Raw genomic sequence first — 22,685 nt, forward strand, 5'->3', positions numbered from 1 at the left:
ACGCCCCATGAACCCGACGAAGACCTGGCTCCGGCCCCGGCGAGCCCTGAGCGCGACCAGCGCCGCCATCCTGCTCGCGCTGCCGCTCGCCGCCTGCGGCGACGACAGCGACAGCGGCGCCGCCGACGGCGGCGGGGACGGCGGCACGCAGACGCTGACCGTCTTCGCCGCCGCCTCGCTCACGAAGACCTTCGAGGAGCTGGAGAAGGAGTTCGAGGACGCCCACGACGGCGTCGACGTGAAGCTGTCCTTCGGCGGCTCCTCGGACCTCGTCGCGCAGATCACCGAGGGCGCGGAGGCCGACGTGTTCGCGTCCGCCGACACCGCCAACATGGACAAGCTGGTGGCCGCCGACCTGGCCGCGGGCGACCCGTCGGAGTTCGCGACCAACACGCTGATGATCGCGGTCCCACCGGGCAACCCGGCGGGGATCACGAGCCTCGCCGACCTGGCTGAGAAGGACGTCAACCTGGTGCTGTGCCAGCCGGAGGTCCCGTGCGGCAGCGCCTCACTCAAGGTCGCCGAGGCGGCCGGGCTCACCCTGGCCCCGGTCAGCGAGGAGCAGTCGGTGACCGACGTACTCGCGAAGGTCGCGTCCGGCGAGGCCGACGCCGGCCTGGTCTACGTGACCGACGTGAGTGGGGCGGGCGACCAGGTCGAGGGCATCGAGTTCCCCGAGGCGGACGAGGTGGTCAACCACTACCCGATCGTCGCCGTCGAGGACTCGGCGCACGCCGACCTCGCCCAGGAGTGGGTCGACCTCGTCCTCGGCGACGGCCAGGCGATCCTCCGCGAGGCCGGGTTCGGCGCCCCCGCCGAGTGATCGCCGCATGACGCGCACCCGGCACGTCGGCCTGCCGCGCTGGCTCTTCGCCCCCGCGCTGCTGGCCGGGGTGTTCGTGGTGCTCCCGGTGGCCTCGATGACCACCCGGATCGCCTGGGGCGACTTCCCCGGTCTGGTCAGCTCGGACGCCGCCCGCTCCGCGCTGGTGCTGAGCCTGAAGACCTCCACCGCGAGCACCCTGCTGTGCCTGCTCCTCGGCATCCCGCTGGCCACCGTGCTGGCCCGCAGCGAGGCCCGCTGGCTCGGCGTCCTGCGCTCGCTCGTGCTGCTCCCTCTCGTGCTGCCCCCCGTGGTCGGCGGCATCGCACTGCTCTCGACCTTCGGCCGCCAGGGCCTGCTCGGGGAGCACCTCGAGACGCTCGGCATCCGGATCGCGTTCTCCTCGATCGCGGTCGTCCTCGCCCAGACCTTCGTGTCCCTGCCGTTCCTGGTCGTCAGCCTGGAAGGGGCGCTACGCACTGCCGGCGAGCGGTACGACGTCGTCGCGGCCTCCCTCGGCGCACGGCCCACCACCGTGCTGCGCCGGGTCACCCTGCCGCTCGTGCTGCCCGGCCTGGCCTCGGGCGCCGTGCTCGCGTTCGCCCGGTCGCTGGGCGAGTTCGGCGCGACGATCACCTTCGCCGGGAGCCTCGAGGGCACCACCCGGACCCTGCCCCTGCTGATCTACAACCTCCGGGTCACCGACGCGGACGCGGCGGTCGCCATGTCTCTCGTCCTGGTCGTGGTCGCGGTGCTCGTCATCGGCCTGGTCCGCCCGCGGGGCGCCCTGTGAGCGCGCTCGTCGAGGTGGCCGTGGCCGAGCGTGGGGTCGACGTCGCCTTCGAGGTCGCCGACGGCGAGACGGTCGCACTGCTGGGCCCCAACGGCGCCGGCAAGTCGACCACCCTCGGCGTGCTCGGCGGACTGCTGCGGCCCGACGCCGGACGGGTCCTGCTCGACGGCGAGGTGCTGACCAGCTGCGGGCGCACCGGTCCGGACCGCTGGGTCGCGCCGCACGCCCGGCGTACCGCTCTGCTGGCGCAGGACCCTCTCCTCTTCCCGCACCTCTCCGTCCTGGAGAACGTGGCGTTCGGCCCGCGCAGCACCGGCGCCGGACGACGCGCGGCCCGGGCCGCGGCCGAGCACTGGCTGGCCGAGGTCGGCGCCGGCGGGCTCGCCGAGCGCCGGCCCGCCCAGCTCTCCGGCGGCCAGGCCCAGCGGGTGGCGGTCGCCCGGGCCCTCGCCGCCGAGCCGCGGCTGCTGCTCCTCGACGAGCCGATGGCGGCTCTCGACGTGGCCGTGGCCCCCGCCCTGCGCTCCCTGTTCCGCCGGGTCCTGGCGGACCGGACGACCGTGATCGTCACCCATCACGTGCTCGACGCGCTGTTGCTGGCCGACCGCGTGGTCGTCCTCGACGGCGGCCGGGTGGTCGAGCAGGGACCCACGAGCGACGTGCTCTCCCGCCCGCGCAGTGCGTTCGCGGCACGGTTCGCGGGACTCAACCTGGTCGCGGGCGACGCCACCCCCGACGGCGTACGGCGCCCGGACGGTCTGGTCCTCCACGGTACGTCGGGAGCCCCTGTCCCGCGCGAGGGTGCGGCCGCGGTGGCGGTCTTCCGCCCGTCGGCCGTGGCCGTCCACCGCGAGCCGCCCGGGGGCAGCCCGCGCAACGCCCTGCGCGTCGTCGTCTCCGAGCTCGAGCCGCTCGGCGACCTGGTCCGGGTCCGGGCCGGCGACCTGGCCGCCGACGTGACCGTCGCCTCCGTCGCGGAGCTGGGCCTGGCACCGGGCGCCGAGGTCACCTTCGTGGTGAAGGCGACCGAGGTGGATGTCTACGCACGGTAGGGAATCTCGGGGCGAACCGCGAGGAACGATAAGGTTCGCCTCATGAACGAAGCCCTCATCGTGGAGCCGCCCGCCCCCGACCGCAACCTCGCCCTGGAGCTGGTGCGGGTCACCGAGGCGGCCGCGATGGCGGCCGGACGCTGGGTCGGCCGTGGGGACAAGAACGGCGCCGACGGCGTCGCGGTGCAGGCGATGCGCGTCATGATCTCCAGCGTCAGCATGAACGGCACCGTCGTCATCGGCGAGGGCGAGAAGGACAACGCCCCGATGCTCTACAACGGTGAGAGCGTCGGCGACGGGACCGGCCCCGAGTGCGACGTCGCGGTCGACCCGATCGACGGCACCACCCTGACCGCGAAGGGCATGGCCAATGCGGTCGCCGTCCTCGCCGTCGCTCCGCGCGGCACCATGTACGACCCCTCCGCGGTGTTCTACATGGAGAAGCTGGTCACCGGCCCCGAGGCCGCCGAGGTCGTCGACATCCGCTATCCCGTCGCCGAGAACATCCACCAGGTCGCCAAGTCCAAGGGCTCCAACCCGTCCGACGTGACCGTCGTCCTCCTCGACCGGCCGCGGCACGCCACCCTGGTCGACGAGATCCGCGCGACCGGCGCGCGGATCAAGTTCATCACCGACGGTGACGTGGCCGGCGCGATCATGGCCGCCCGCGCCGACACCGGCATCGACCTGCTGATGGGCATCGGCGGCACTCCCGAGGGCATCATCGCCGCCTGCGCGATGAAGGCCATGGGCGGCACCATCCAGGGCCGGCTGTGGCCGACCGACGACGAGGAGCGCCAGCGCGCCATCGACGCGGGCCACGACCTCGACCCCGACCACATCCTCACCACCGACACCCTGGTGACCGGTGACGACTGCTTCTTCGTGGCCACCGGCATCACCGACGGCGAGCTGGTCCGCGGCGTCCGCTATCGCGCGGGTGGCGCGGTCACCCAGTCGCTGGTGATGCGCTCGCGCAGCGGCACGATCCGCACCATCACCTCCGAGCACCAGCTCTCGAAGCTCCGCGGCTTCAGCAGCATCGACTTCGACTGAGCCGCCGACCCGTCGCATCTGAACACGTCTGAGCCGCCGACCCGTCGCGTTTAAACGCGACGGGTCGACGCGTCGGGAGCTCAGCCCCCGCCGGGTCGCGCGTCGCGCACCAGCTCCAGCAGGCGCGCGACATCGGCGACGGCGTCGGCCACCGGGTCCTCGTCGCCGGTGGCGGCGCCGTAGAGCAGTGCGGCGTCGAGCATCCGGACGACGAGGTCGAAGTCCGGACTCGCCGCGACCTCCGCCCAGCCGCACCGCTCCAGGGCTTCGCGCAGCGCGTCCAGCAGCGCGGGTCGGGCGGCGGCCATGATCGGATGCAGCTCGGGGTCGGCGGTGGCCGCGAGCATCGGCTGCAGCCGGCGGGTCACCACGGCGCCGTCGAGCGCGGGCGCGTAGAGCACCTCGAGGAGCAGGGCCGCGGTCGCGCTCGCCGAGCGACGGCGACGCGGCAGCGACCGGGCGCGCTCGGCCGCGCCGGCGGACCGGACCCGTTCGGCGGCAGCGACCGCGGCGGCGTACAGCTCCTGGCGGGTGGGGAAGTAGTAGCCGGCCGATCCGGCCGGCACCCCCGCGGCAGCCGCCACCCGGCGGTGAGTGACCGCGTCCGGCCCCTCCTCGATGAGCAGCCGCGCCGCGGCTTCGGTCATCGCCTGCGCGCGCTGGGCACTGCGCTCCTGAGTACGTCGGGGGGCGGTGGCCACGTGCGCCACCCTACGCACCGGCACCTCGGCCGGAATATCTATACGTGCGTATAGGTTCTGCTGATCGAGAGCCGAGATCCGGCCCCACAGCACAACCAGAGGTGCAGCAGATGAACAGCCTTGCGGCCCAGGAGGGCCTGAAGATCGACTGGGCGAACATGCCCACCTACAACACGATCATGGCGGTCGCCGTCGGCGCCGGGCTGATCGGACTCGTCCTGCTCGGCCGCGAGCTCCTGCGCGCGCCGGACGAGGTCGAGCCGGACGGCTGGGCGCTCACCTTCGGTGTCCTCGGCACCGTCCTCACCACGACCGGTCTGCACATGACGCTGACCTGGCCGCTCGCCGCGGGCGGCTTCCCCTTCGACAACATCATCTTCGGAGAGACCAGCCTGGGCTTCGGCGTCCTGCTCCTCGGGGCCGCGCTCTACCTGTGGAAGCGCGGTGCCACCGCGCTGGCCAGCAGCAGGCCGGTCGAGGCGCTGGCCCGGGTCGCCCAGCCGATCACGGTGTTCGTCGGCGGACTCGGCCTGAGCCTGCTCGCGATCGCGGTCGCCGGCATCAAGTACGAGCTGTTCGCCGCCCCCGCCGAGGAGCCCATCTCGGGCGCCTTCGCCGACCACCCGATGGTCGAGGCCACGTTCATGTCCCTGCTGATCGCGCTCGTCGGCCTCGGCGCCCTCGCCTTCGCCGTCCTGGTGAACCGGTTCCGCTCGACCGGCTCGGCCGGCGCCTGGGCCCGCATCACCGGCTGGCTGTGGAGCATCTCGGGCGTGCTCTTCCTGCTGTTCGGCGCGATGAACTTCTTCACCCACATCGGGCTCATCGTCAACACGATGTGACCCGTCGGGGCCCCCGTCGTACCCGGCATCCGGGTCGTGGCTCAGGCAGTATCGCGACCCAGATGCCGGGTACGACGCATGTCCGGCACCAGCAGTGCGTCGGCGACCACATCGATCACCCGCGGGTCGACCGCCATCCCGATGTGCGAGGCCCGCACCTCGACAGCGAGACCGGCGGGATCGACGCACGCCCGCCAGTCGACGATGCCGTCACGACGGGAGAAGACATTGGTCATCGCGACATCGGCACGCAGCGGCTCCTGCGACTCGGTGAAGCTCAGGTGCGCGCACTCCCCCGCGACACAGTCCTCGCTCATCAGCCCCGGGACGCCCGCCTCGGAGAGCCGGTTGAGGACCCGCACGCCACGGGTCAGCAGGGCGTGATGGGCGGCCGGCGCCCGCATCGGGCTGCCGAGCGTGACGATGCCCGCCACCAGGTCGGGTCGGCGCGCCGCGAGGCCGCGGGCGATCATCCCGCCGAGGCTGTGACCGACGATCCGGACCCGGGCGTCGCGCCGCTCGGCGATCTGCTCCAGCCGGGCCTCCAGGGCGAGCGCCGAGCCGAGGGTGCAGCCGACATTGGCATGGATCTGCGAGCGATAGGTGCGCAGGCCGCGGCCGCGCAGGTCGCGCGCCATCGCGGTGAGCGTCCAGTCGCCGGCGAGGAAGCCGGGGATCAGCAGCACGGGTTCGGCGAGCCGCTCCACCGACCGCACCGCGACCGGGGTACGACGTCGGGCGCGCCGGGTCGCACCACGACGGGCCGCGAGCCGGCCGGCCTCGGTCACCACGCTGCCCTCGCGCAGCAGTGCGGCCAGGGCCGGGCGGCCGTAGCCGTCGGGCAGCAGCCAGGGTGCCAACGTGTTGCTCACGTCACAGACCGTACCCAGTTGAATCAGCAACTACCCGCATTTCGGCACACTGGTGGCATGACCGTCTCGGACGAGCTGCTGGCACCGGTGTCTCCCGGGGTCGAGCTGTGCTACCAGACCTTCGGCGACCCCGCCGGCGAGCCGCTGCTGCTGGTGATGGGCCTCGGCGGCCCGATGACCTGGTGGCCGCAGGAGCTGTGCCTCCGGCTCGCGGAGGCCGGCTTCCACGTCGTGCGCTACGACAACCGCGACGCCGGGCGATCGACCCGGATGAGCGGCCGGGTGACCACGGGACGCCTGGCCCGCGCCTTCGTCGGCGCACCCGGCCCGGCGCCGTACTCCATCAGCGATCTCGCCGGCGACGCCTTCGGCCTGCTCGACCACCTCGGCCTCGGCTCCGCCCACGTTGCGGGCATCTCGATGGGCGGCATGGTCGCGCAGACGATGGCGCTCGCGGAGCCCGGTCGGGTGCGCAGCCTGACCAGCATGATGTCCACGACCGGCCGGCGAGGCGTCGGCTGGCAGAGTCCCGCGCTGCTCCCGACACTGGTCACGCCCCGCGGACCGGGCCGGGATGCCTACATCCGCCGGGCACTCGTGGTGTGGCGGATCATCGGCTCCCCCGGCTTCGCGCTGGACGAGGCGGAGCTGCGCCGCCGCGCCGGCGAGACCTGGGACCGCGGCATCGACGAGGCCGGCGTCCTGCGCCAGATGATGGCCGTGCTCACCCAGCCCGACCGCACCCGGCGGCTGGCCGATCTGCGGCTGCCGACCATGGTCATGCACGGGCTCGCCGACAAGATGGTCCATGTCTCCGGCGGGCGCGCCACCGCCGCGGCGATCCACGGGGCGGAGCTGGTCGTGATCCCCGGCTGGGGCCATGACCTGCCCGCCGCGCTGTTCCCGACCTTCGTCCGCGGCATCCGCCGCACCGCCGACCGCGCGCGTCGCGGCGCCTGATCAGGCGCTCACCTCTGTGCCTGGGATCCGGCCGGCGCGGGAGTGGTCGACGGTGAGGTTCTCCCCCGAGCCCGGGTCGAACAGGTGGATCCGACGCCCGTCGACCCAGATCTCGGCGTCCTGGCCCTCCGCGATCCGACTGGCGCCGTCGAGCGAGACGACGAGCTGGGTGCGCATCGCCTCGCCGTCGAGATCCTTCTCGAGCTGGTGGAGCTGCTTCTTGACCTCGTCGGGTGCCTCGAACGGGATGTAGGCGTAGGTCTCATTGCCCAGCCACTCCACGGCATCCACCTTCGCGGAGAAGGTCGACCCGCTGCGCCCCTCGGCGGCCGCCAGCGAGGCGTCCTCGAAGTGCTCGGGCCGGATGCCGGCGATGAGCAGACCGCGCCCCGCGGCCCGTTCGGCATTCTCGGCCGGGATCTCGACGCTGCCGAACGGCAGCTGCACGCGGTTGCCCTCGACGGTCGCGGGCAGGAAGTTCATCGGCGGCGAGCCGATGAAGCCCGCCACGAACAGGTTGCCGGGGTTCTCGTAGAGCTCACGCGGCGTGGCGAGCTGCTGGAGCACGCCCCGCTTGAGGACGGCGACCCGGTCGCCGAGCGTCATCGCCTCGGTCTGGTCGTGGGTGACGTAGACGGTGGTGATGCCGAGGCGCTTCTGCAGCCGGGCGATCTCGGTGCGCATCTGCCCGCGCAGCTTGGCGTCGAGATTGGACAGCGGCTCGTCGAAGAGGAAGGCGTCGGCCTGGCGCACGATGGCCCGGCCCATGGCCACGCGCTGCCGCTGGCCGCCGGACAGGTTGCCGGGCTTGCGCTCGAGGTGCTCGTCGAGCTCGAGGGTGGCCGAGGCCTCCCGCACCAGCTTGTCGACCTCGGCATCGGGCTTCTTGGCCAGCCGGAGCGGGAAGGCGATGTTCTCGTAGACGGTCAGGTGCGGGTAGAGCGCGTAGTTCTGGAACACCATGGCCAGGTTGCGCTCGCGCGGCGCGAGGTCGTTGACCCGGCGCTCGCCGATGACCATGTCGCCCGAGGTGATGTCCTCCAGCCCGACGATCATCCGCAGCAGCGTGGACTTGCCGCAGCCGGAGGGCCCGACGAGGATCATGAACTCCCCGTCGGCGACGTCGATCGAGACGTCGTTGACGGCCGGGAAGCCGTCGCCGTACTGCTTGACGATGTTCTTCATCGTGATGGCAGCCATCAGTGGTTCACCCCTTCACGGCGCCGGAGGTCAGGCCGGCGACGATCTTGCGCTGGAAGATCAGGACGATGATCACGATCGGGACGGTCGCGATGACCGCTCCCGCGGCGAGCAGCGAGGCCGGCCGGTTGAACGGGTCGGACCCGACGAAGAACGAGAGCGACGCCGGGATCGGGCGGGCGTTCTCGGTCGAGGTGAGCGAGATGCCGAACACGAAGTCGTTCCACGCGAAGAAGAAGGTGAGGATCGCGGCGGTGAAGACGCCGGGTGCCGCGAGCGGCACGATCACCTTGCGGAAGGCCTGCCACGACGTCGCGCCGTCGACCTGCGCCGCCTGCTCCATCTCCCACGGGATCTCACGGAAGAAGGCCGAGAGGGTCCAGATCGCCAGCGGAAGCGTGAACGACATGTACGGGATGATCAGGCCGGGCCAGGTGTCGTAGAGCCCGATCGCCCGCCACATGTCGAACAGCGGACCGACCAGCGAGACCACCGGGAACATCGCGATCGCCAGCGCGATGGTGAGCACCGCCTTCTTGCCCCGGAACTCCAGCCGGGCGATCGCGTACGCCGCCAGCGTGGCCACGATGACCGACAGCAGGGTGGCGATCAAGCTGATGCCGATCGAGTTGAAGATCGCGCGCCGGAACTGGTCGTTGTCCCAGACCGCCCGATAGTTGTCCCAGCCCGCTCCCCCGCCGTCGGAGGGGAAGAAGCCCGGGCTGCCGTTGGTGATCGCGGTCTCGGACTTGAACGACAGCGAGATGATCCAGGCCACGGGCAGCAGGCACCAGATCATGATCAGGATGCAGCCGACGATGATGCCCACCCGATTGCTGAGCCGGTTCTTCATCTCATCACTCCTGCCGTGCCTGGGCCAGGTCGACGCGGAAGACCTTGACGATCGCGAACGCCACCACCAGGACCGAGAGGAACAGGAGCACCGAGAGCGCGGAGCCCATGCCGAGCTGGAACTGCTCGATGGTCTGGCGATAGGTCAGGAAGCTGATCGACTCGGTCTTCACCGCGCCGGCGGTCATCACGAAGATGTTGTCGAAGATCCGGTAGGCGTCGAGCGCCCGGAACAGGACGGCGACCATGATCGCCGCGCGCATGTTGGGCAGGATCACCTTGGTCAGCCGTTGGGTCCACGTGGCGCCGTCGACCTTGGCCGCCTCGATCATGTCCTCGCTGACCTGGGCGAGTCCGGCGAGCAGCAGCAGCGACATGAACGGCGTGGTCTTCCAGATCTCCGAGACCATGATCGCGACCACCGCGGACCCGGTCTCGCCGAACCAGTTGAAGTCGTCGCCCACGAACGGAAGCCAGCCGTTGACGAAGCCGTTCTGGAAGGAGAAGGCGAACTGCCAGGCGAATCCGGAGACGACGGTGATGATGCCGTAGGGGATCAGGATCGAGGTCCGGATGACGCCCCGGGCGAAGATCACCCGGTGCATGACCATCGCGAACGCGAAGCCGATCACCAGCTCGATCGCCACGGTGACCACCATGTAGAGCACCGTGATCAGGGTCGTGCGCCAGAACAGTGAGTCGGTGAGGGCGGTGAGGTAGTTGCTGAACCCGACGAAGCTGCGGTCGTCGGGCGCGGTCAGCGCATAGTCGAACGTCGACAGGTAGAGCGCCCGCAGCATGGGAAACGCTGTCACCAGCAGCATCAGCACGATGGCCGGCGCGACGAGCTTCTGCCCGAGGCGGGTCTCCGCACGGGCCCGGTCGCTGACGGCGGCCCTGGTCTTCACGGGCGCGGTCACGGTGCTCACAGCAGCGCCTTCCCTTCCAGCACGTCCTTCAGGTAGGTCGCCGACTCCTCCGGCGTGCTCCCCGGGTCGACCGAGGTGGGCGAATGCCACTTCGCCTGGATGGCGCCGGAGATCATGGCGTAGAACGCGCTCTTGGGCCGCGGCCCGCCCTCGTCGACGCTGGTGCGGAAGAGCTCGATGAGGTCCGCGGGATAGTCGCCGCTGGCCACGACCTTGTCGTAGGCGGCGTTGGTCGAGGGCATCAGGCCGTTGTCGAGAGCCAGATCGACCTGGGCCTGCTCGGAGGTGATGCAGCGGGCCGCCTCCATCGCGAAGTCGGGATGGTCGCTGTAGGCGCCGACTCCGATGTCGATCCCGCCGACCGGCGGCTTCGACGCCTCGCCCGCGACCGTCTCGGGGTAGCGCGCCCAGCCGAGGTCGGCGAACTGCTCCTCGGTGACCCCGGACCCGACCAGGCCCTCGTAGTTCTTGTAGACGAAGGTCCAGTTGACCATGAACTCCCCGGCTCCGCCCTCGGGGAACATCTGGCCGAGGCTGGTGCCCTCGTTGGAGACCGTGAGGTCGGGCTGGGCCGCCGGCGAGTCGGCGAGCGCCTTGACCACCTCGGCGGCCTTGCGGCCCGCGTCGGAGTCGATGTCGACCTTCGCGTCGCGCCCGGCCTCGGTGTCGGAGACGATGTCGCCGCCGGCGCCCTGGACCAGGGCGTTGATCCACACGACGTAGGCCTCGTATTTGTTGGCCTGCACGCCGACCGTGCCGCCGTTGTCGGCCGCACCCTGGATCACCTGGTCCCAGGTGACCGGCTGGGTCATGTCGAGCCCCGCGGCCTGGGCCAGGGACTTGCGGTACCAGAGCACCTGCGTGTTGGCCCACAGCGGGATCGCGTAGACCTTGTCGTCCCAGGTGACGGTCTCGGCCGCGCCGGAGAGGTAGTCGCCCTCGCCCTCGACGCTGCCGGTGATCGCGTCGGCGAGGTCGCCGGTCACCTCCTGCAGCCAGCCCGCGTTGGCGAACTCCGCGACGAAGACGGGGTCGAGGTTCATCAGGTCGGTCGAGGAGTCCTCCGCCGCCAGGCGCCGGGCCAGCTGGGTCCGCTGGTCCGTCGCCCCGTTGGGGAGCAGCTGCACCTCGAGGTCATAGTCGTCGGTGCTGCACTCCTTCGCGTACTTCTCGAAGGTGTCGACCCCGTCGGGGTTGACGTACCAGTTGAGCACCGGCTTCCCGGACCCACCGCAGGCCGCGAGGCTCCCCGCCGCGAGCGCACCCACGGCCGCGAGCGCAGCACGCCGGCGCCGGGATCCCCGTCCGAACGGACGGATCGTCGATCTCATCGCCCCGATCACCCCTCCCAGAGTGTGGCGTGTGTCACTCAGTCCTACCCCCAGTCGAGGCCTTTGTCCACGACCCGGTGCTGGACAGGTGCCCGTGACGTGCCGGTTCAGACGCCGTAGGTTTCCCTTCATGGCGCTGCACGTCGTCGCCGCTCGCACCGACCCGGCCCTGTTCCGGCTGCCGTGGTCGCGCCCCCTGGCGGACTGGGAGGACTGGTACGTCGTGCCGCTCCCGCTCGGGTTGTCCCGGCATGTCGTGCGCGTGGTCCAGGTCAACCGGCAGTTCCTCGCGGTGAAGGAGACCGAGGAGGCGATCGCGCTGCGCGAGTACGACCTGCTGCGCGACCTCCAGCGCCTCGACCAGCCCGCCGTCGTACCCCGCGGGGTGGTGACGGGGCGGACCACCGCGGACGGCGAGCCGCTGCCCGCGGCCCTGCTCACCGAGCACCTGCACTACTCGCTGCCCTATCGCACCGTGTTCCAGCACGGACTGCGCTCCGATCAGGTCCCCGCCCTCGTCGACGCGCTCGTCGTGCTCCTCGTCCGCCTCCATCTCGCGGGCTTCTTCTGGGGCGACGTCTCGCTGTCGAACGCGCTCTTCCGCCGCAGCGCCGGGGGCTTCGCGGCCTTCCTCGTCGATGCCGAGACCGGCGAGCTGCGTTCGAGCGTGTCGGACGCGATGCGCGAGCAGGACGTCACCGTGGGGGTCGAGAACATCTTCGCCGAGCTGATGGACCTGCAGGCCAGCGACGACACGCAGATCGAGGTCGACGCGTTCGCGATCGTCGCGCAGCTGGCCGACCGCTACCACGCGCTGTGGGACGAGCTGACCGCCGTGGAGGAGTTCGGCGCCGACGAGTGGTACCGCGTCGAGCAGCGGATCGCGCGTCTCAACGACCTCGGCTTCGATGTCGACGAGCTGGACGTCCAGACGGACTCCGACCGGGTCCGGATCCAGCCCAAGGTCGTGGAGGCCGGCCACCACCGCCGCGAGCTGCGTGAGCTGACCGGCCTGGTCGCCGAGGACAGCCAGGCCCGCAAGCTGCTCAACGACCTCGCCGCCTTCACCGCCCACGGCGGCTACGACGACGAGGACCGCGAGGTGGTCGCCCGGCGCTGGTTGGCGACCGTCTACACGCCGATCGTCGATCTGCTGCCCGCCGGGCTGCGCCGCGCCATCTCCGCCCCGGAGTACTTCCACGAGGTGATGGAGCACCGCTGGGCGCTCTCCGCCGAGGCCGGCCACGAGGTCGATATCTTCGACTCCGCCCGCGACTACGTCGCCACCGTGCTCCCGCACCGGCCACCGGACACGCCGTCCGGACTGGGCTGATCCCTCAGGGACGGCCGCGGAGCTCGAACTCGGCCACCACGTCGGCGCGCGCCAGGGGGCCCCGCAGGGCGAGCGCCCACAGCAGCAGCCGGGCCTTGACCGGTGGCAGCCATCCGGCTCCGACGGCGCCGCGGGCGACGAGGTCGATCTCCGAGCCCGGGTAGCCGTACATCGCGCGCCCCGTCGGCCCGGAGCCGGTGCGTGAGGCGAACACGACCGGGACCTCCCGGGCCAGACGGCCCACGGCTTCGGCCATCCGCGCCGACACGTGCCCCGCGCCGAAGCCCGCGATCACGGCGCCGGCGATCCGGTCCGTACCGCCGATGGCGTCGAGCACGTAGCCGTCGTCGCCGAGATAGGTCGCGACCAACGGGACCCGGGGATCGCCCGCCTCCTGGGCCAGAGGCAGCCGCAGCGGCGGCACCCGGCCGGCCGGGACGCCGTACACGACCTCGGCCTCGACGCAGCGCCCGATCGGGCCGAACACCGGGGAGCGGAAGGCGCCGGTCGAGACCGAGTCGGTCTTCGCCACCCAGCGCGCCTGATGGACCTCGTCGTCGAACGCCACGACGACACCGCGGTCCCGTGAGGCCGGCGCGAGCGCGCAGCGCACCGCGGCGAGCAGGTTGGCCGGCCCGTCCGCGCCGGCCGCCTGGGGTGAGCGCATCGCGCCGGTGACGACGAGGGGCTCGGCGCGGTCCCAGAACAGGTCGAGCAGGTAGGCCGACTCCTCCAGGGTGTCGGTGCCCTGCGTGACCACGACACCCGTCGCACCCTCGTCGACCGCCGCGCGCGCCCAGTGGAGAGTGCGCATGATCGTCGGCTCGTCGAGCGACGGGCTGGGCAGGCGGGCCAAGGTCTCCGCGCGGACGCTCGCCAGCTCCGCCAACCCCGGTACGGCGGTCGCGAGGCTCTCGGCGGTGAGGGTCGGCACGATCTCGCTGCCGTCGGTCGCGCTGGAGGTCGAGGCGATGGTGCCGCCGAGGGCGGCGATGGCGACGGTGGGCCGGCCGGTCATGACGCCATCCTCGCGGATGTGGCCGGCTGTCGGTGCACGGTGGCAGGGTGGCGGCATGTCCCAGGACCAGATCCCCGGCCGGATGGGCGGTTCCGCCGAGCGGCCGGCCCGCTTCTTCGCCGACGCGGCCGAGTTCGGCGCGTGGCTGGCCGCCCACCACCACACCGAGACCGAGCTGTGGATGGGGCTCTACAAGAAGCACGTGCCCGACCGGGGCCTGACCTGGGCGGAGGCGGTGCCCGAAGCGCTGTGCTGGGGCTGGATCGACTCGGTGGCCCAGCGCATCGACGAGGACACCACCCGCCAGCGCTGGACGCCGCGCAAGAGGACGAGCAACTGGAGCAAGGTCAACCTCGAGCTCGTCGAGCAGCTGCGCGCCGAGGGCCGGATGCAACCCTCCGGGCTGGCGATCTGGGAGGAGCGGCGGCGCGACGCCGCGCCGTACACCCACGAGGTCGACGGCGAGCTCGTGCTCCCCGAGGCCTACGCCGCGCTGCTCGCCGCCTCCCCCGCCGCCACCGCGTTCTTCGACGCGGCCACCCGGACCTATCGCCGGATCTGCGTCAACTGGGTGGTGACCGCGAAGCAGGAGGCCACCCGCGACCGCCGGATGGCCCAACTGGTCGAGGACTCCGCCGCCGGGCGGCTGATCCCGAGCCAGCGCTACGGCGAGATCCCGAAGTGGGTCGAGCGGGCGACCGCCGCGGCGGCCGCGGCGCGCTGACGATCTCGGCCAGGACGACGCCAGCAGCAGGGCCAGCGCCCGGTCGGCGATGGTGGCGACCCGGGCGTCCAGCGTCTCGAGTGAGCGCGCGGTGCCGCCGAGTTCGCGGACCGCGCCGAGTGCATCCGCACCTCGGGGATCCGATAGCCGGCTGCACGCAGGGCGACGGCGATCCGCGCCGCGCGGATCGCGGCGACGGGATAGCGCCGCGCGGTGCTCGCGCATCACCCGACGCGCGGCGGCCGGCCCGACGGTCCGGGCAAGGTCGCGGTAGGCACCCAGGTCGCGCACGTGGACCGCGGAGAACCGGCGGTACCCGGTCGGCGTCCGCTCCGCCGCGGGATGACCCCGAGCGCCTCCAGGTTGCGCACCTGCTGGACCGAGTAGCGGCGGCGGCGACGTCGGCGGTCGAACCCTCCACCGGCACTTCAACTCCACACTCGCACCATGACGACAGCCACCAGAATGGAACAGCTCCCCGACACGCTCCGAGCCTTGCCCGACGTACTGGAACTCGCGCCCACCGCGGGGAGTGAGTTCCCCGCGATCGCCTGGAGCGACCACTCCTCCACGTCGCGCCCGACGGCGCGGTGCCCCGCACCGAGCAGCCGTTCGCGACCATCGTGACCAAGGACTACCCCGACGACGCCGCCAGTCGCCTGGACCCGCCCGACCGCTGGCGGCTCAACCTCCACGTCGGGAAGCCGCGGTTCATCGACCTGTTCGGCGAGGAACCCGGCGCACCCACCGGTGCGGACGTCGACCTCGCCGCCGCCGACACCGTGCTCCCCCACCCCGTCTACCGGGCCCAGGGCTGGGTCGCGATCGTCTGCCCGGGGAACGCACGTCGACGTTGCGCTCGACGTACGGCGACGCGGTCCGCGCACTGGCCGGTCCGGACGGGTCAGGACATGCCTCAAGCCCCGCAGGTGCGTGTCTCTGCGGGGTGTGGGGCGGGGTGGCTACTCGTCGGGTGGCGAGGTGCTCTGGATGGTTCTGATGGGGTGGGTGCCGCGGTGATCGACCCGGAACCGATGCCCGTTCGGGCTGGTCCACACATACGTGCCGGGCGTGACGGTGTCGTAGCGCCAGGTCGAGTGGGTCTTCGCACGATGGTGCCGCCGGCACAACGCGACCTCGTTGCACGGACAGGTGGGACCACCCTCGCCATATGGGCGGGTGTGGTCGAGGTCGCAGGCTTGGGCGGGTCGGGTGCAGTGCGGGAACCGACAGGTCTGGTCCCGCAGGACCACCCGGGTGCGGTGGCGGTCGGGGATCTCGTACGAGCCGACGGGGACATGGTCGGCCAGGTCGATCACGGGTCGCACGATCACCGTGGTGTGCCGGGCGCGGAGCCATTCGCGGATCTGGGTCGAGGTGATCGGGCAGCGGCCCTCGTCCCACCGGCCGACCGGGTTCGCGAACGGGTTCTGGCCGGTCAGGGTGGTGTCGGTGACGTGGACGTTGAGGACGACCTTGCGTCCCGGGACCGTGTCCACGACTTCTCCGGTGTCGGGGTCGGGGATCAACAGGTCCAGGGCGAGGTCCTGCCTCGCGAGCTCGGCGGCGGCCTTCGAGCGCCGCACATCCAGAGAACTGTCATCACCGAGTCGGCCCAGGACTTCCGCGCGTCGGGCGACGGCGAGGTTCAGGTCGTGCCCGTCCGCGGCGTCCATCAACGCGTCGAGGTGGACCAGGCCGTGCTCGTCGACAGCGCTGACATCGAAATGCCGACCATCGGCAGCGGTCTGCCGGTCTGCTTCCGCGCGTTCGGGGTCGAACCGGATGACCGCTTCGGCGACCAGGCGTTCGAGTTGGGCCCACCCGACGCCGGAGGCGTCGAAGAGCTGCCGGTCGACGAATGCGGCTGCCTCAGCCGAGAGGGGGTGGGTGAGGTCGGCGATCCGTTCGGCCCGCCACGGCGCCAACCGGCCCGAGGTGACGGCGTCATAGACGTTCGGGAGTCGCCAGGCGCACTCGATCACCCGCCCGACATACGCCTTCCCACCGTCGGGGGACCTGCCCAGGACCGCGACCAGCTCCATCAACCCGAACTCCGACACCAACGGTGCACCCTCACCGGCGATCGGGACCCCGGTGTCGAGGTAGCCCTCGGTGATCGTTGCGACCCCCTCGGGGCCGGTGATCACGTGGTTGCTGGCCCATTCGACGATGCCGGTCCATTCCTCGACGAGGAGTTGGTTGCGGGTCTCGATCCCAGCACCCAGGCGCGACAGCAGCGAGGCTGTCGAACGGGCGTCAGTGGCGAGATCCATGACTGGATTCTCCCACCCACCCACGACACTTCACAGTGTCGCAAACCCTCCTGTGGACAGGCGAAACCCGATCCCGGGGGTGTGGACAAACGACGTCACGATCGGTGACAGAGGGTGTGTCCGCGAACCGCAGCCCGACCGACGAACCCAGCCACCTCCCCACCTTCCTCGTCGCTGCGCTCTTGGAACGCAACCGGCCACCCCACCGCAGCATCCAGACAGTCCCAGCAGCACCACCGCCCCCTCACCCCACCGGCGGCTCGACGTACACCGACGCCCCCAGCTCCAAGAACTCCGCCGACTTCCCCTTCATCCCGAGTGCGACATCCTCGGTCGACAGCTCGGAGCCGAACCGGTCACGCACGTCCTGGCTGATCCGCATCGAGCAGAACTTCGGCCCGCACATCGAGCAGAAGTGCGCGGTCTTGGCGTTCTCGGCCGGAAGGGTCTCGTCGTGGAAGGACTCGGCCGTGACCGGGTCGAGGGACAGCGCGAACTGGTCGTGCCAGCGGAACTCGAAGCGCGCCTTCGACAGCGCGTCGTCCCAGTCCCGGGCGCCGGGGTGGCCCTTGGCGACGTCGGCAGCGTGCGCGGCGAGCTTGTAGGTGATGACGCCGGTCTTCACGTCGTCGCGGTTGGGCAGGCCGAGGTGCTCCTTGGGCGTGACATAGCAGAGCATCGCGGTGCCGTGCATGGCGATCGTGGCGGCACCGATGGCCGAGGTGATGTGGTCGTAGCCGGGCGCGATGTCGGTGGCGAGCGGCCCGAGCGTGTAGAAGGGCGCGCCGTGGCACCATTCCTGCTGCAGGCGGACGTTCTCCTCCACGAGATCGAGCGGCACGTGCCCCGGCCCCTCGACCATCACCTGGACATCGTACTCCCAGGCCCGGGCGGTCAGCTCGGCCAGGGTGCGCAGCTCCGAGAGCTGCGCCTCGTCGTTCGCGTCGGCGGTGGCGCCGGGCCGCAGGCCGTCGCCGAGCGAGAACGAGACGTCGTACTGGCGGAAGATCTCGCACAGCTCGTCGAAGTGCGTGTAGAGGAAGTTCTCCTCGTGGTGGGCCAGACACCAGCCGGCCATGATCGACCCGCCACGCGACACGATGCCCGTGACCCGGTTCGCCGTGAGCGGCACATAGCGCAGCAGTACGCCGGCGTGGATGGTCATGTAGTCGACGCCCTGCTCGCACTGCTCGATCACGGTGTCGCGGAAGACCTCCCACGACAGCTTGTCCGCCTCGCCGTTGACCTTCTCGAGCGCCTGGTAGATCGGCACCGTCCCGATCGGCACGGGGCTGTTGCGGATGATCCACTCGCGCGTGGTGTGGATGTCCTCGCCGGTCGAGAGGTCCATGACCGTGTCGGCGCCCCACGTGATCGCGTGGGTGAGCTTGTCGACCTCCTCGGCGATCGACGAGGTGACCGCGGAGTTGCCGATATTGGCGTTCACCTTCACCAGGAACCGGCGGCCGATGATCATCGGCTCCGACTCCGGATGGTTGACGTTCGCCGGGATGATCGCGCGTCCGGCCGCGATCTCGCTGCGCACCAGCTCGACATCGCAGCCCTCGCGGACGGCGACGTACCGCATCTCGTCGGTCACGACGCCGGCCCGGGCATAGGCCATCTGTGTCACAGCGCCGCCGGTGGCGCGCAGCGGCGCTCGGCGCGCGCCACGCCACTCCCCCTGCGCGGCGCCGCGGCGGACGGCCGAGCGGCCGTTGTCGACCAGCTGCGTCTCGCGACCCTCGTAGGCCGCGACATCGCCGCGAGCCTCGATCCAGGCGGTGCGCAGCGGCGGCAGGCCGACCTCGGGATCGGAGCCGGGCCCCTCGGTGCAGTAGCGGTCGAACGTCTCGCCGTTCGTGAGCGCGACCCGGGTCAGGGGCACGCCCAGGTCGCCGATCTCGATCCGGGTGTGGGCGGGATGCACGGTCATGCGGGATCTCCTTGGATGTGGGCGACGGGTCCCCGGCCACGGCCGAGGGTCCAGTCCTTGCTGAGCCGGAGCTGACGGGCGACGAAGGCGTCCGCGCGGGCGGCGGCGGTCGAGAGGTCGGCACCGTGGGCGAGGTACGCCGCCAGGGCGCTGCTGTGCGTGCAGCCGGTGCCGTGGTCGTTGGTCGTCGGGAGGTCGCCGCCGCGGGTGACGACAACGCCGGGTCCGGCCGGCCGGCCCAGCGCCGCGAACTCCTCCTCGTTGGGGGTCGCGGCGGTCGCGACGGGCAGTAGGTGCTCGCGGTAGGCCGCGACGACCTCGTCGGTCGCCAACACCGCACCGCTGGTGGCCACCAGGACCGGGTCGACCACGAGCAGCCGCTCCGCGCAGCGCTCGGCGACCAGCCGGACGACCGCGGGCGTGGCGAGCATGCCGGTCTTCACGGCGACCGGGTCGAGGTCCTCCAGGACGGCGTCGAGCTGGGCCTCGACGACGTCGTACGGCACGGGATGGATCGCCCGCACGCCGGTCGTGTCCTGCACGGTGACGGCGGCGACCACGCACGCTCCGTGCACGCCGAGCGCCGCGAAGGTCGTGAGGTCAGCGGCGATGCCGGCGGCCCCGCCGGAGTCGGTGCCCGCGACGGTCAGCACGACGGGCGGGTTCACCGAGCGACCTCGCGCAGCAGCGCGGCGACGACCGCGCCGGGGTCGTCGGCCCGCATCACGGCGCCCATCACGGCGACGCCGTACGCGCCCGCGGCCCGCGCCTGTGCCGCGTTGGCAGGGGTGATGCCGCCGAGCGCGTACACCGGCAGCGGCAGCCCCGCGAAGGCCGCGGCCGGCAGCGGCGGTCCGTAGCCCGGCTTGCTCTTCGTCGAGGCGTACGGCGACAGGGTGGCCCACCACGCGCCGTCGGCCGCCGCGGCGACCACATCCGCGCGGCTGTGGCAGGAGCGCCCCCACCGGGTCGCGACCCCCGGCCCGGTCGTCCCGGCGGGCAGATGCACACCCGCGCAGCCCGGCACCGGCCGGTGCGCGGCCACGACCTCGAGCCCCGCGGCCCGCGCCCGGCCGGCGAGCCCGGCCCGCTCCTCGTCGGGCAGGTCGATCTCGCGCAGCAGCACCGTGGTCAGCCCCGCTCCGGCGGCCGCGTCGAGCACGTCACCCAGTGAGCGGCCCTCGGGGACCTGGGTGCGGTCGGTGAGCAGGAGTAGTCGACGGGACGTCATTCGCTCTGTGGGCTCCAGCCCACAGAACGCATGACGCAACGCACGGGGGGCGCTCATCCGATCCGCCCGAGCACGGGGCTGGACGCGCGTGACTCAGCGCGACGCGGGATCCGGCCGGCCGCCCACGCCAGCCGGCCGGCCTCGACGCCCAGCCGCAACGCGGACGCCATCGCCACCGGGTCGTCCGCGCGGGTGACCGCCGTCGCGGCGAGCACCGCGTCGCAGCCGAGCTCCATCGCCAGCGCGGCGTCGCTCGCCGTGCCCACGCCGGCATCGAGCACCACCGGTACGTCGACCGCCGCCCGCACCGCCGCGATCGCGTGCGGGTTGAGCACGCCGAGTCCGGAGCCGATCGGTGAGCCCAGCGGCATCACCGCGGCGCAGCCCGCGTCGACCAGCCGGCGCGCCAGCACCGGGTCGTCGGTGGTGTAGGGCAGTACCACGAAGCCGCGCCGGACCAGCTGTTCGGCGGCGTCGAGCAGCTCGACGGCGTCCGGGAGCAGGGAGCGCTCGTCGCCGATCACCTCGAGCTTCACCCAGTCGGTGCCGAGGGCCTCCCGCCCCAGCTCCGCGGTCAGCACGGCCTCGCGCGCGGACAGGCACCCGGCGGTGTTGGGCAGCAGCCGTACCCCGGCGCCCTGCAGTGCGGCCAGCAGGCCGCCCTCGGCGAGGGACGAGGTCCGGCGCATCGACACCGTCACCAGCGCCGGCCGCGCGGCGGCCAGCACCGGGCCGACCAGGGCGAGGTTCGGGAGCCCACCCGTCCCGAGGAGCAGCCGCGACGTCAGGGCCTCACCGGCGACGACCAACGGACCGGCTTCGCGGGTCATCCGCCCTGCACCGCCGTCACGACCTCGACCACGTCCCCGTCGGCCAGCCGCCGCTCTGGCCAGTCGCCGCGGGGCACGACCTCCTCGTTGACCGCGACCGCCACACCGTGGGGACGCGGGTCGCCGAGCCGGTGCGCCAGTAGCTCCGCGACGGTCGCCGCGGCGGCGACCGGCTCTCCGTTGCAGGTGATGGTCATCGTGCTCCTTCCGGCAGGGCGCCAGCGAAGCGGCGCGGGTCGAGGGCCGGCTCGATCGCGCCGGTCTCCAGGTGCTCGGCGACCAGGCGCGCCGTCAGCGGCGCCAGCAGCACGCCGTGCCGGTAGTGCCCGGCCGCGAGGACGACGCCGTCCCTGCCGCTCGGCCCCACCAGCGGCAGCCCGTCGGGCGTGCCGGGTCGGTCGCGTGCGGTGCCCTCGACGAGCTCGGCCCGATCGAGGGCCGGCCACAGCGTGCGTGCGGCCGACAGCAGCCGGAGCGCTCCCCCGGCGGTCACGACCGGCGGCCCGGCGTGCGCCTCGGAGGTCGCGCCCAGCACGACCCGACCGTCGCCGCGGGGCACCAGGTAGACCGGCTCGCCGCCGACCCAGCCGCGCACGGTCCGACGCGGCGGGTCGTCCGAGCGCAGCCGCAGGATCTCGCCCCGCACCCCCGACACCAGTCCGGTCCACGGCTCCGGCAGCGACGCCCCCGTCGCGACGACGGTGACCTCGGCGTCGGCGCGCGGCGCGCCCCGCAGCACGACCCGCTCGAGCAGCGCCGCACACACCGCGCGCGGGTCGATGCTCGCCTCGTCGGGAAGCAGCGCCCCGCCTGCCGCGCGGGCCAGGGTCGGCTCCGCCGACCGCACCCCCGCCCGGCCCAGCAGCTCGACCGGATGGCCGTGGCGATGCAGCAGCGCGGCCTGTCGCTCGACCTGCTGGAGGTCGCCGGCGTCGTACCCGACGAGCAAGGTGCCGACCCGGCGCAGCCCGAGCCCCAGTCGTACGGCGAGCGCGGGCCACAGGTCCAGCGACGCCAGCCCGAGCCGGAGGATCTCCTCCTCGCCGTGCCAGACCTCGGCGGCCGGGCTCAGCATCCCCGCGGCGGCGTACGACGCCCCGCCGGCCGGGTGCGGATCGACCACGGCGACGTCGTGGCCGCGGCGGAGCAGTTCGTCGGCGACCGCGAGCCCGATCACCCCGGCGCCGAGCACGTCGACACGCAGACCCGTCGCCATCTCAGGCCACCGCCGCGACGAGCTCCTTCGCTGCCACCACAGGGTCCGGTTGTCGCCAGATCGCGCCGATGACGGCGGCGCCGTGGGCGCCGGCGGCACGCACCTCGCCCGCGGTCGCGGCGCGGAGGCCGCCGATCGCGACGAGGGGCAGGACCCCGGCCGCCGCGGTCACGGCGGCGACGCCCAGGGGCGCGGGGAGCCCGGGCTTGGAGCCGGTCGCGAACACCGGCCCGAGACCGGCATAGTCGGCGCCGTCGGCGGCGGCTGCGGCGACCTCGGCCCGGGAGCGGCAGGTCGCGCCGATCAGCAGGGCGGGAGCGAGCCGCCGGGCGTCGGCGACGGCGAGGTCCTCGGCGCCGAGATGGACGCCGTCCGCGCCCGCGGCCAGGGCGACGTCCACGCGGTCGTTGACCACGACCGTGGCGCCGGCCGGCCGGACTGCGTCCAGGACGGTGCGGGTCAGCGCGACCAGTGCACCGGTCGGCAGCGTCTTGTCGCGGACCTGGAAGCCGCCGACGCCGGCGTCGGCCAGCGCGGCCAGCAGGGAGAGGTCGTCGCGGTGCGAGACCAGGCAGAACAGCCGGGGCAGGCCGGGAAATGCGCTCATCGTGTCCGTTCCTTCGCCGGCATGATCCGGATCAGGTGTGACGGTCGGAGCGGCTCCAGCTCCCTCTCAGCCCGCTGCCGCGAACTCCCGTGGGTGGTCGTGC

23 protein-coding genes and 1 riboswitch are annotated in these 22,685 nt (G+C 72.4%); of the genes, 8 read left to right on the plus strand and 15 right to left on the minus strand.

Annotation, left to right across the window (positions count from 1 at the left end; all coding sequences use genetic code 11):
- The first annotated feature begins 7 nt into the window (after positions 1 to 7).
- Genes modA through glpX form a run of 4 tightly spaced genes read left to right on the plus strand, consistent with a single transcriptional unit; the run spans position 8 to position 3,724 of the window.
- On the plus strand, positions 8 to 823 hold the full coding sequence (gene modA / locus QJ852_20955; GenBank protein ID WGX95611.1) for a molybdate ABC transporter substrate-binding protein: 816 nt from the start codon (positions 8 to 10) through the stop codon (positions 821 to 823).
- A 7-nt stretch (positions 824 to 830) separates the two neighbouring features.
- Positions 831 to 1,616 (plus strand): ABC transporter permease, encoded by a 786-nt coding sequence (locus tag QJ852_20960; GenBank protein WGX95612.1) that lies wholly within the window; start codon positions 831 to 833, stop codon positions 1,614 to 1,616.
- Positions 1,613 to 2,668 carry an ABC transporter ATP-binding protein gene (locus tag QJ852_20965; protein ID WGX95613.1) on the plus strand — a complete coding sequence of 352 codons (1,056 nt, stop codon included), beginning with the start codon at positions 1,613 to 1,615 and terminating at the stop codon, positions 2,666 to 2,668. The genes QJ852_20960 and QJ852_20965 overlap by 4 nt, the downstream gene beginning before the upstream one ends.
- Before the next feature lie 42 nt (positions 2,669 to 2,710).
- Complete coding sequence (glpX, locus tag QJ852_20970; GenBank protein WGX95614.1) at positions 2,711 to 3,724, plus strand: class II fructose-bisphosphatase; 1,014 nt, start codon at positions 2,711 to 2,713, stop codon at positions 3,722 to 3,724.
- A gap of 80 nt (positions 3,725 to 3,804) precedes the next feature.
- On the opposite strand, the gene QJ852_20975 is transcribed toward glpX, so the two are convergent.
- On the minus strand, positions 3,805 to 4,425 hold the full coding sequence (locus tag QJ852_20975) for a TetR family transcriptional regulator (GenBank protein WGX95615.1): 621 nt from the start codon (positions 4,423 to 4,425) through the stop codon (positions 3,805 to 3,807).
- A 110-nt stretch (positions 4,426 to 4,535) separates the two neighbouring features.
- Between QJ852_20975 and QJ852_20980 the strand changes: the two genes are divergently transcribed.
- Positions 4,536 to 5,267 (plus strand): DUF981 family protein, encoded by a 732-nt coding sequence (locus QJ852_20980; GenBank protein ID WGX95616.1) that lies wholly within the window; start codon positions 4,536 to 4,538, stop codon positions 5,265 to 5,267.
- A gap of 41 nt (positions 5,268 to 5,308) precedes the next feature.
- Here QJ852_20980 and QJ852_20985 read toward each other — a convergent pair whose 3' ends face one another.
- Entirely contained in the window at positions 5,309 to 6,139 is an 831-nt protein-coding gene (locus QJ852_20985; protein ID WGX95617.1) for an alpha/beta fold hydrolase, read from the minus strand.
- 57 nt (positions 6,140 to 6,196) lie between these two features.
- Between QJ852_20985 and QJ852_20990 the strand changes: the two genes are divergently transcribed.
- On the plus strand, positions 6,197 to 7,099 hold the full coding sequence (locus QJ852_20990) for an alpha/beta hydrolase (GenBank protein WGX95618.1): 903 nt from the start codon (positions 6,197 to 6,199) through the stop codon (positions 7,097 to 7,099).
- Here the strand turns inward: QJ852_20990 and ugpC are convergent, their stop codons facing one another.
- From ugpC to QJ852_21010, 4 genes are read right to left on the minus strand one after another with little or no spacing between them, the layout of a single operon-like run.
- Positions 7,100 to 8,299: a sn-glycerol-3-phosphate ABC transporter ATP-binding protein UgpC gene (ugpC, locus tag QJ852_20995; protein WGX95619.1), complete on the minus strand. Its 1,200-nt coding sequence runs from the start codon at positions 8,297 to 8,299 to the stop codon at positions 7,100 to 7,102. It abuts the gene before it with no gap.
- A 7-nt stretch (positions 8,300 to 8,306) separates the two neighbouring features.
- Positions 8,307 to 9,152 carry a carbohydrate ABC transporter permease gene (locus QJ852_21000; GenBank protein ID WGX95620.1) on the minus strand — a complete coding sequence of 282 codons (846 nt, stop codon included), beginning with the start codon at positions 9,150 to 9,152 and terminating at the stop codon, positions 8,307 to 8,309.
- Between the two features lie 4 nt (positions 9,153 to 9,156).
- Positions 9,157 to 10,080, minus strand: coding sequence for a sugar ABC transporter permease (locus tag QJ852_21005; GenBank protein WGX95621.1), 924 nt, complete (start codon positions 10,078 to 10,080; stop codon positions 9,157 to 9,159).
- Positions 10,077 to 11,348 carry an extracellular solute-binding protein gene (locus QJ852_21010; GenBank protein WGX95622.1) on the minus strand — a complete coding sequence of 424 codons (1,272 nt, stop codon included), beginning with the start codon at positions 11,346 to 11,348 and terminating at the stop codon, positions 10,077 to 10,079. Before QJ852_21010 ends, QJ852_21005 begins: the two co-directional genes overlap by 4 nt.
- Before the next feature lie 193 nt (positions 11,349 to 11,541).
- Between QJ852_21010 and QJ852_21015 the strand changes: the two genes are divergently transcribed.
- Complete coding sequence (locus tag QJ852_21015; GenBank protein ID WGX95623.1) at positions 11,542 to 12,744, plus strand: DUF4032 domain-containing protein; 1,203 nt, start codon at positions 11,542 to 11,544, stop codon at positions 12,742 to 12,744.
- A gap of 4 nt (positions 12,745 to 12,748) precedes the next feature.
- Here QJ852_21015 and QJ852_21020 read toward each other — a convergent pair whose 3' ends face one another.
- Positions 12,749 to 13,762, minus strand: a complete 1,014-nt coding sequence (locus QJ852_21020) for an asparaginase (GenBank protein ID WGX95624.1) — start codon at positions 13,760 to 13,762, stop codon at positions 12,749 to 12,751.
- Positions 13,763 to 13,817: 55 nt separating this feature from the next.
- On the opposite strand from QJ852_21020, the gene QJ852_21025 reads away from it, so the two are divergent.
- Positions 13,818 to 14,486, plus strand: a complete 669-nt coding sequence (locus QJ852_21025) for a YdeI/OmpD-associated family protein (protein ID WGX95625.1) — start codon at positions 13,818 to 13,820, stop codon at positions 14,484 to 14,486.
- A gap of 962 nt (positions 14,487 to 15,448) precedes the next feature.
- Here the strand turns inward: QJ852_21025 and QJ852_21030 are convergent.
- The 8 genes from QJ852_21030 to thiE form a co-directional block, all read right to left on the minus strand.
- Positions 15,449 to 16,762, minus strand: a complete 1,314-nt coding sequence (locus tag QJ852_21030) for an HNH endonuclease (protein ID WGX95626.1) — start codon at positions 16,760 to 16,762, stop codon at positions 15,449 to 15,451.
- A gap of 244 nt (positions 16,763 to 17,006) precedes the next feature.
- Positions 17,007 to 18,698 (minus strand): phosphomethylpyrimidine synthase ThiC, encoded by a 1,692-nt coding sequence (thiC, locus tag QJ852_21035; GenBank protein ID WGX95627.1) that lies wholly within the window; start codon positions 18,696 to 18,698, stop codon positions 17,007 to 17,009.
- Positions 18,695 to 19,366 (minus strand): bifunctional hydroxymethylpyrimidine kinase/phosphomethylpyrimidine kinase, encoded by a 672-nt coding sequence (locus QJ852_21040; protein ID WGX95628.1) that lies wholly within the window; start codon positions 19,364 to 19,366, stop codon positions 18,695 to 18,697. The genes thiC and QJ852_21040 overlap by 4 nt, the downstream gene beginning before the upstream one ends.
- Complete coding sequence (locus tag QJ852_21045; GenBank protein WGX95629.1) at positions 19,363 to 19,929, minus strand: thiamine phosphate synthase; 567 nt, start codon at positions 19,927 to 19,929, stop codon at positions 19,363 to 19,365. Before QJ852_21045 ends, QJ852_21040 begins: the two co-directional genes overlap by 4 nt.
- 53 nt (positions 19,930 to 19,982) lie before the next feature.
- On the minus strand, positions 19,983 to 20,759 hold the full coding sequence (locus tag QJ852_21050; protein WGX95630.1) for a thiazole synthase: 777 nt from the start codon (positions 20,757 to 20,759) through the stop codon (positions 19,983 to 19,985).
- The gene (gene thiS / locus QJ852_21055; GenBank protein WGX95631.1) at positions 20,756 to 20,956 is read right to left on the minus strand and encodes a sulfur carrier protein ThiS; all 201 of its coding nucleotides are present in this window, start codon (positions 20,954 to 20,956) and stop codon (positions 20,756 to 20,758) included. The genes QJ852_21050 and thiS overlap by 4 nt, the downstream gene beginning before the upstream one ends.
- Positions 20,953 to 21,975, minus strand: coding sequence for an FAD-dependent oxidoreductase (locus QJ852_21060; protein ID WGX95632.1), 1,023 nt, complete (start codon positions 21,973 to 21,975; stop codon positions 20,953 to 20,955). The genes thiS and QJ852_21060 overlap by 4 nt, the downstream gene beginning before the upstream one ends.
- Before the next feature lies 1 nt (position 21,976).
- A complete protein-coding gene (gene thiE, locus QJ852_21065) occupies positions 21,977 to 22,582 on the minus strand; it encodes a thiamine phosphate synthase (protein ID WGX95633.1) in 606 nt (201 codons plus the stop codon).
- Positions 22,573 to 22,683, minus strand: a riboswitch (TPP riboswitch). (Overlaps the previous gene by 10 nt.)
- Positions 22,684 to 22,685 lie beyond the last annotated feature (2 nt).

This window comes from Nocardioides sp. L-11A, from assembly GCA_029961745.1.
Classification (GTDB): domain Bacteria; phylum Actinomycetota; class Actinomycetes; order Propionibacteriales; family Nocardioidaceae; genus Nocardioides.

Coding starts and splice junctions, on each gene's coding strand:
- modA (WGX95611.1), top strand. CDS start 8: ATGAACCCGACGAAGACCTGGCTCCGGCCCCGGCGAGCCCTGAGCGCG.
- QJ852_20960 (WGX95612.1), top strand. CDS start 831: ATGACGCGCACCCGGCACGTCGGCCTGCCGCGCTGGCTCTTCGCCCCC.
- glpX (WGX95614.1), top strand. CDS start 2,711: ATGAACGAAGCCCTCATCGTGGAGCCGCCCGCCCCCGACCGCAACCTC.
- QJ852_20980 (WGX95616.1), top strand. CDS start 4,536: ATGAACAGCCTTGCGGCCCAGGAGGGCCTGAAGATCGACTGGGCGAAC.
- QJ852_20990 (WGX95618.1), top strand. CDS start 6,197: ATGACCGTCTCGGACGAGCTGCTGGCACCGGTGTCTCCCGGGGTCGAG.
- ugpC (WGX95619.1), bottom strand. CDS start 8,299: ATGGCTGCCATCACGATGAAGAACATCGTCAAGCAGTACGGCGACGGC.
- QJ852_21000 (WGX95620.1), bottom strand. CDS start 9,152: ATGAAGAACCGGCTCAGCAATCGGGTGGGCATCATCGTCGGCTGCATC.
- QJ852_21015 (WGX95623.1), top strand. CDS start 11,542: ATGGCGCTGCACGTCGTCGCCGCTCGCACCGACCCGGCCCTGTTCCGG.
- QJ852_21020 (WGX95624.1), bottom strand. CDS start 13,762: ATGACCGGCCGGCCCACCGTCGCCATCGCCGCCCTCGGCGGCACCATC.
- QJ852_21025 (WGX95625.1), top strand. CDS start 13,818: ATGTCCCAGGACCAGATCCCCGGCCGGATGGGCGGTTCCGCCGAGCGG.
- QJ852_21030 (WGX95626.1), bottom strand. CDS start 16,762: ATGGATCTCGCCACTGACGCCCGTTCGACAGCCTCGCTGCTGTCGCGC.
- thiC (WGX95627.1), bottom strand. CDS start 18,698: ATGACCGTGCATCCCGCCCACACCCGGATCGAGATCGGCGACCTGGGC.
- QJ852_21045 (WGX95629.1), bottom strand. CDS start 19,929: ATGACGTCCCGTCGACTACTCCTGCTCACCGACCGCACCCAGGTCCCC.
- QJ852_21050 (WGX95630.1), bottom strand. CDS start 20,759: ATGACCCGCGAAGCCGGTCCGTTGGTCGTCGCCGGTGAGGCCCTGACG.
- thiS (WGX95631.1), bottom strand. CDS start 20,956: ATGACCATCACCTGCAACGGAGAGCCGGTCGCCGCCGCGGCGACCGTC.
- QJ852_21060 (WGX95632.1), bottom strand. CDS start 21,975: ATGGCGACGGGTCTGCGTGTCGACGTGCTCGGCGCCGGGGTGATCGGG.
- thiE (WGX95633.1), bottom strand. CDS start 22,582: ATGAGCGCATTTCCCGGCCTGCCCCGGCTGTTCTGCCTGGTCTCGCAC.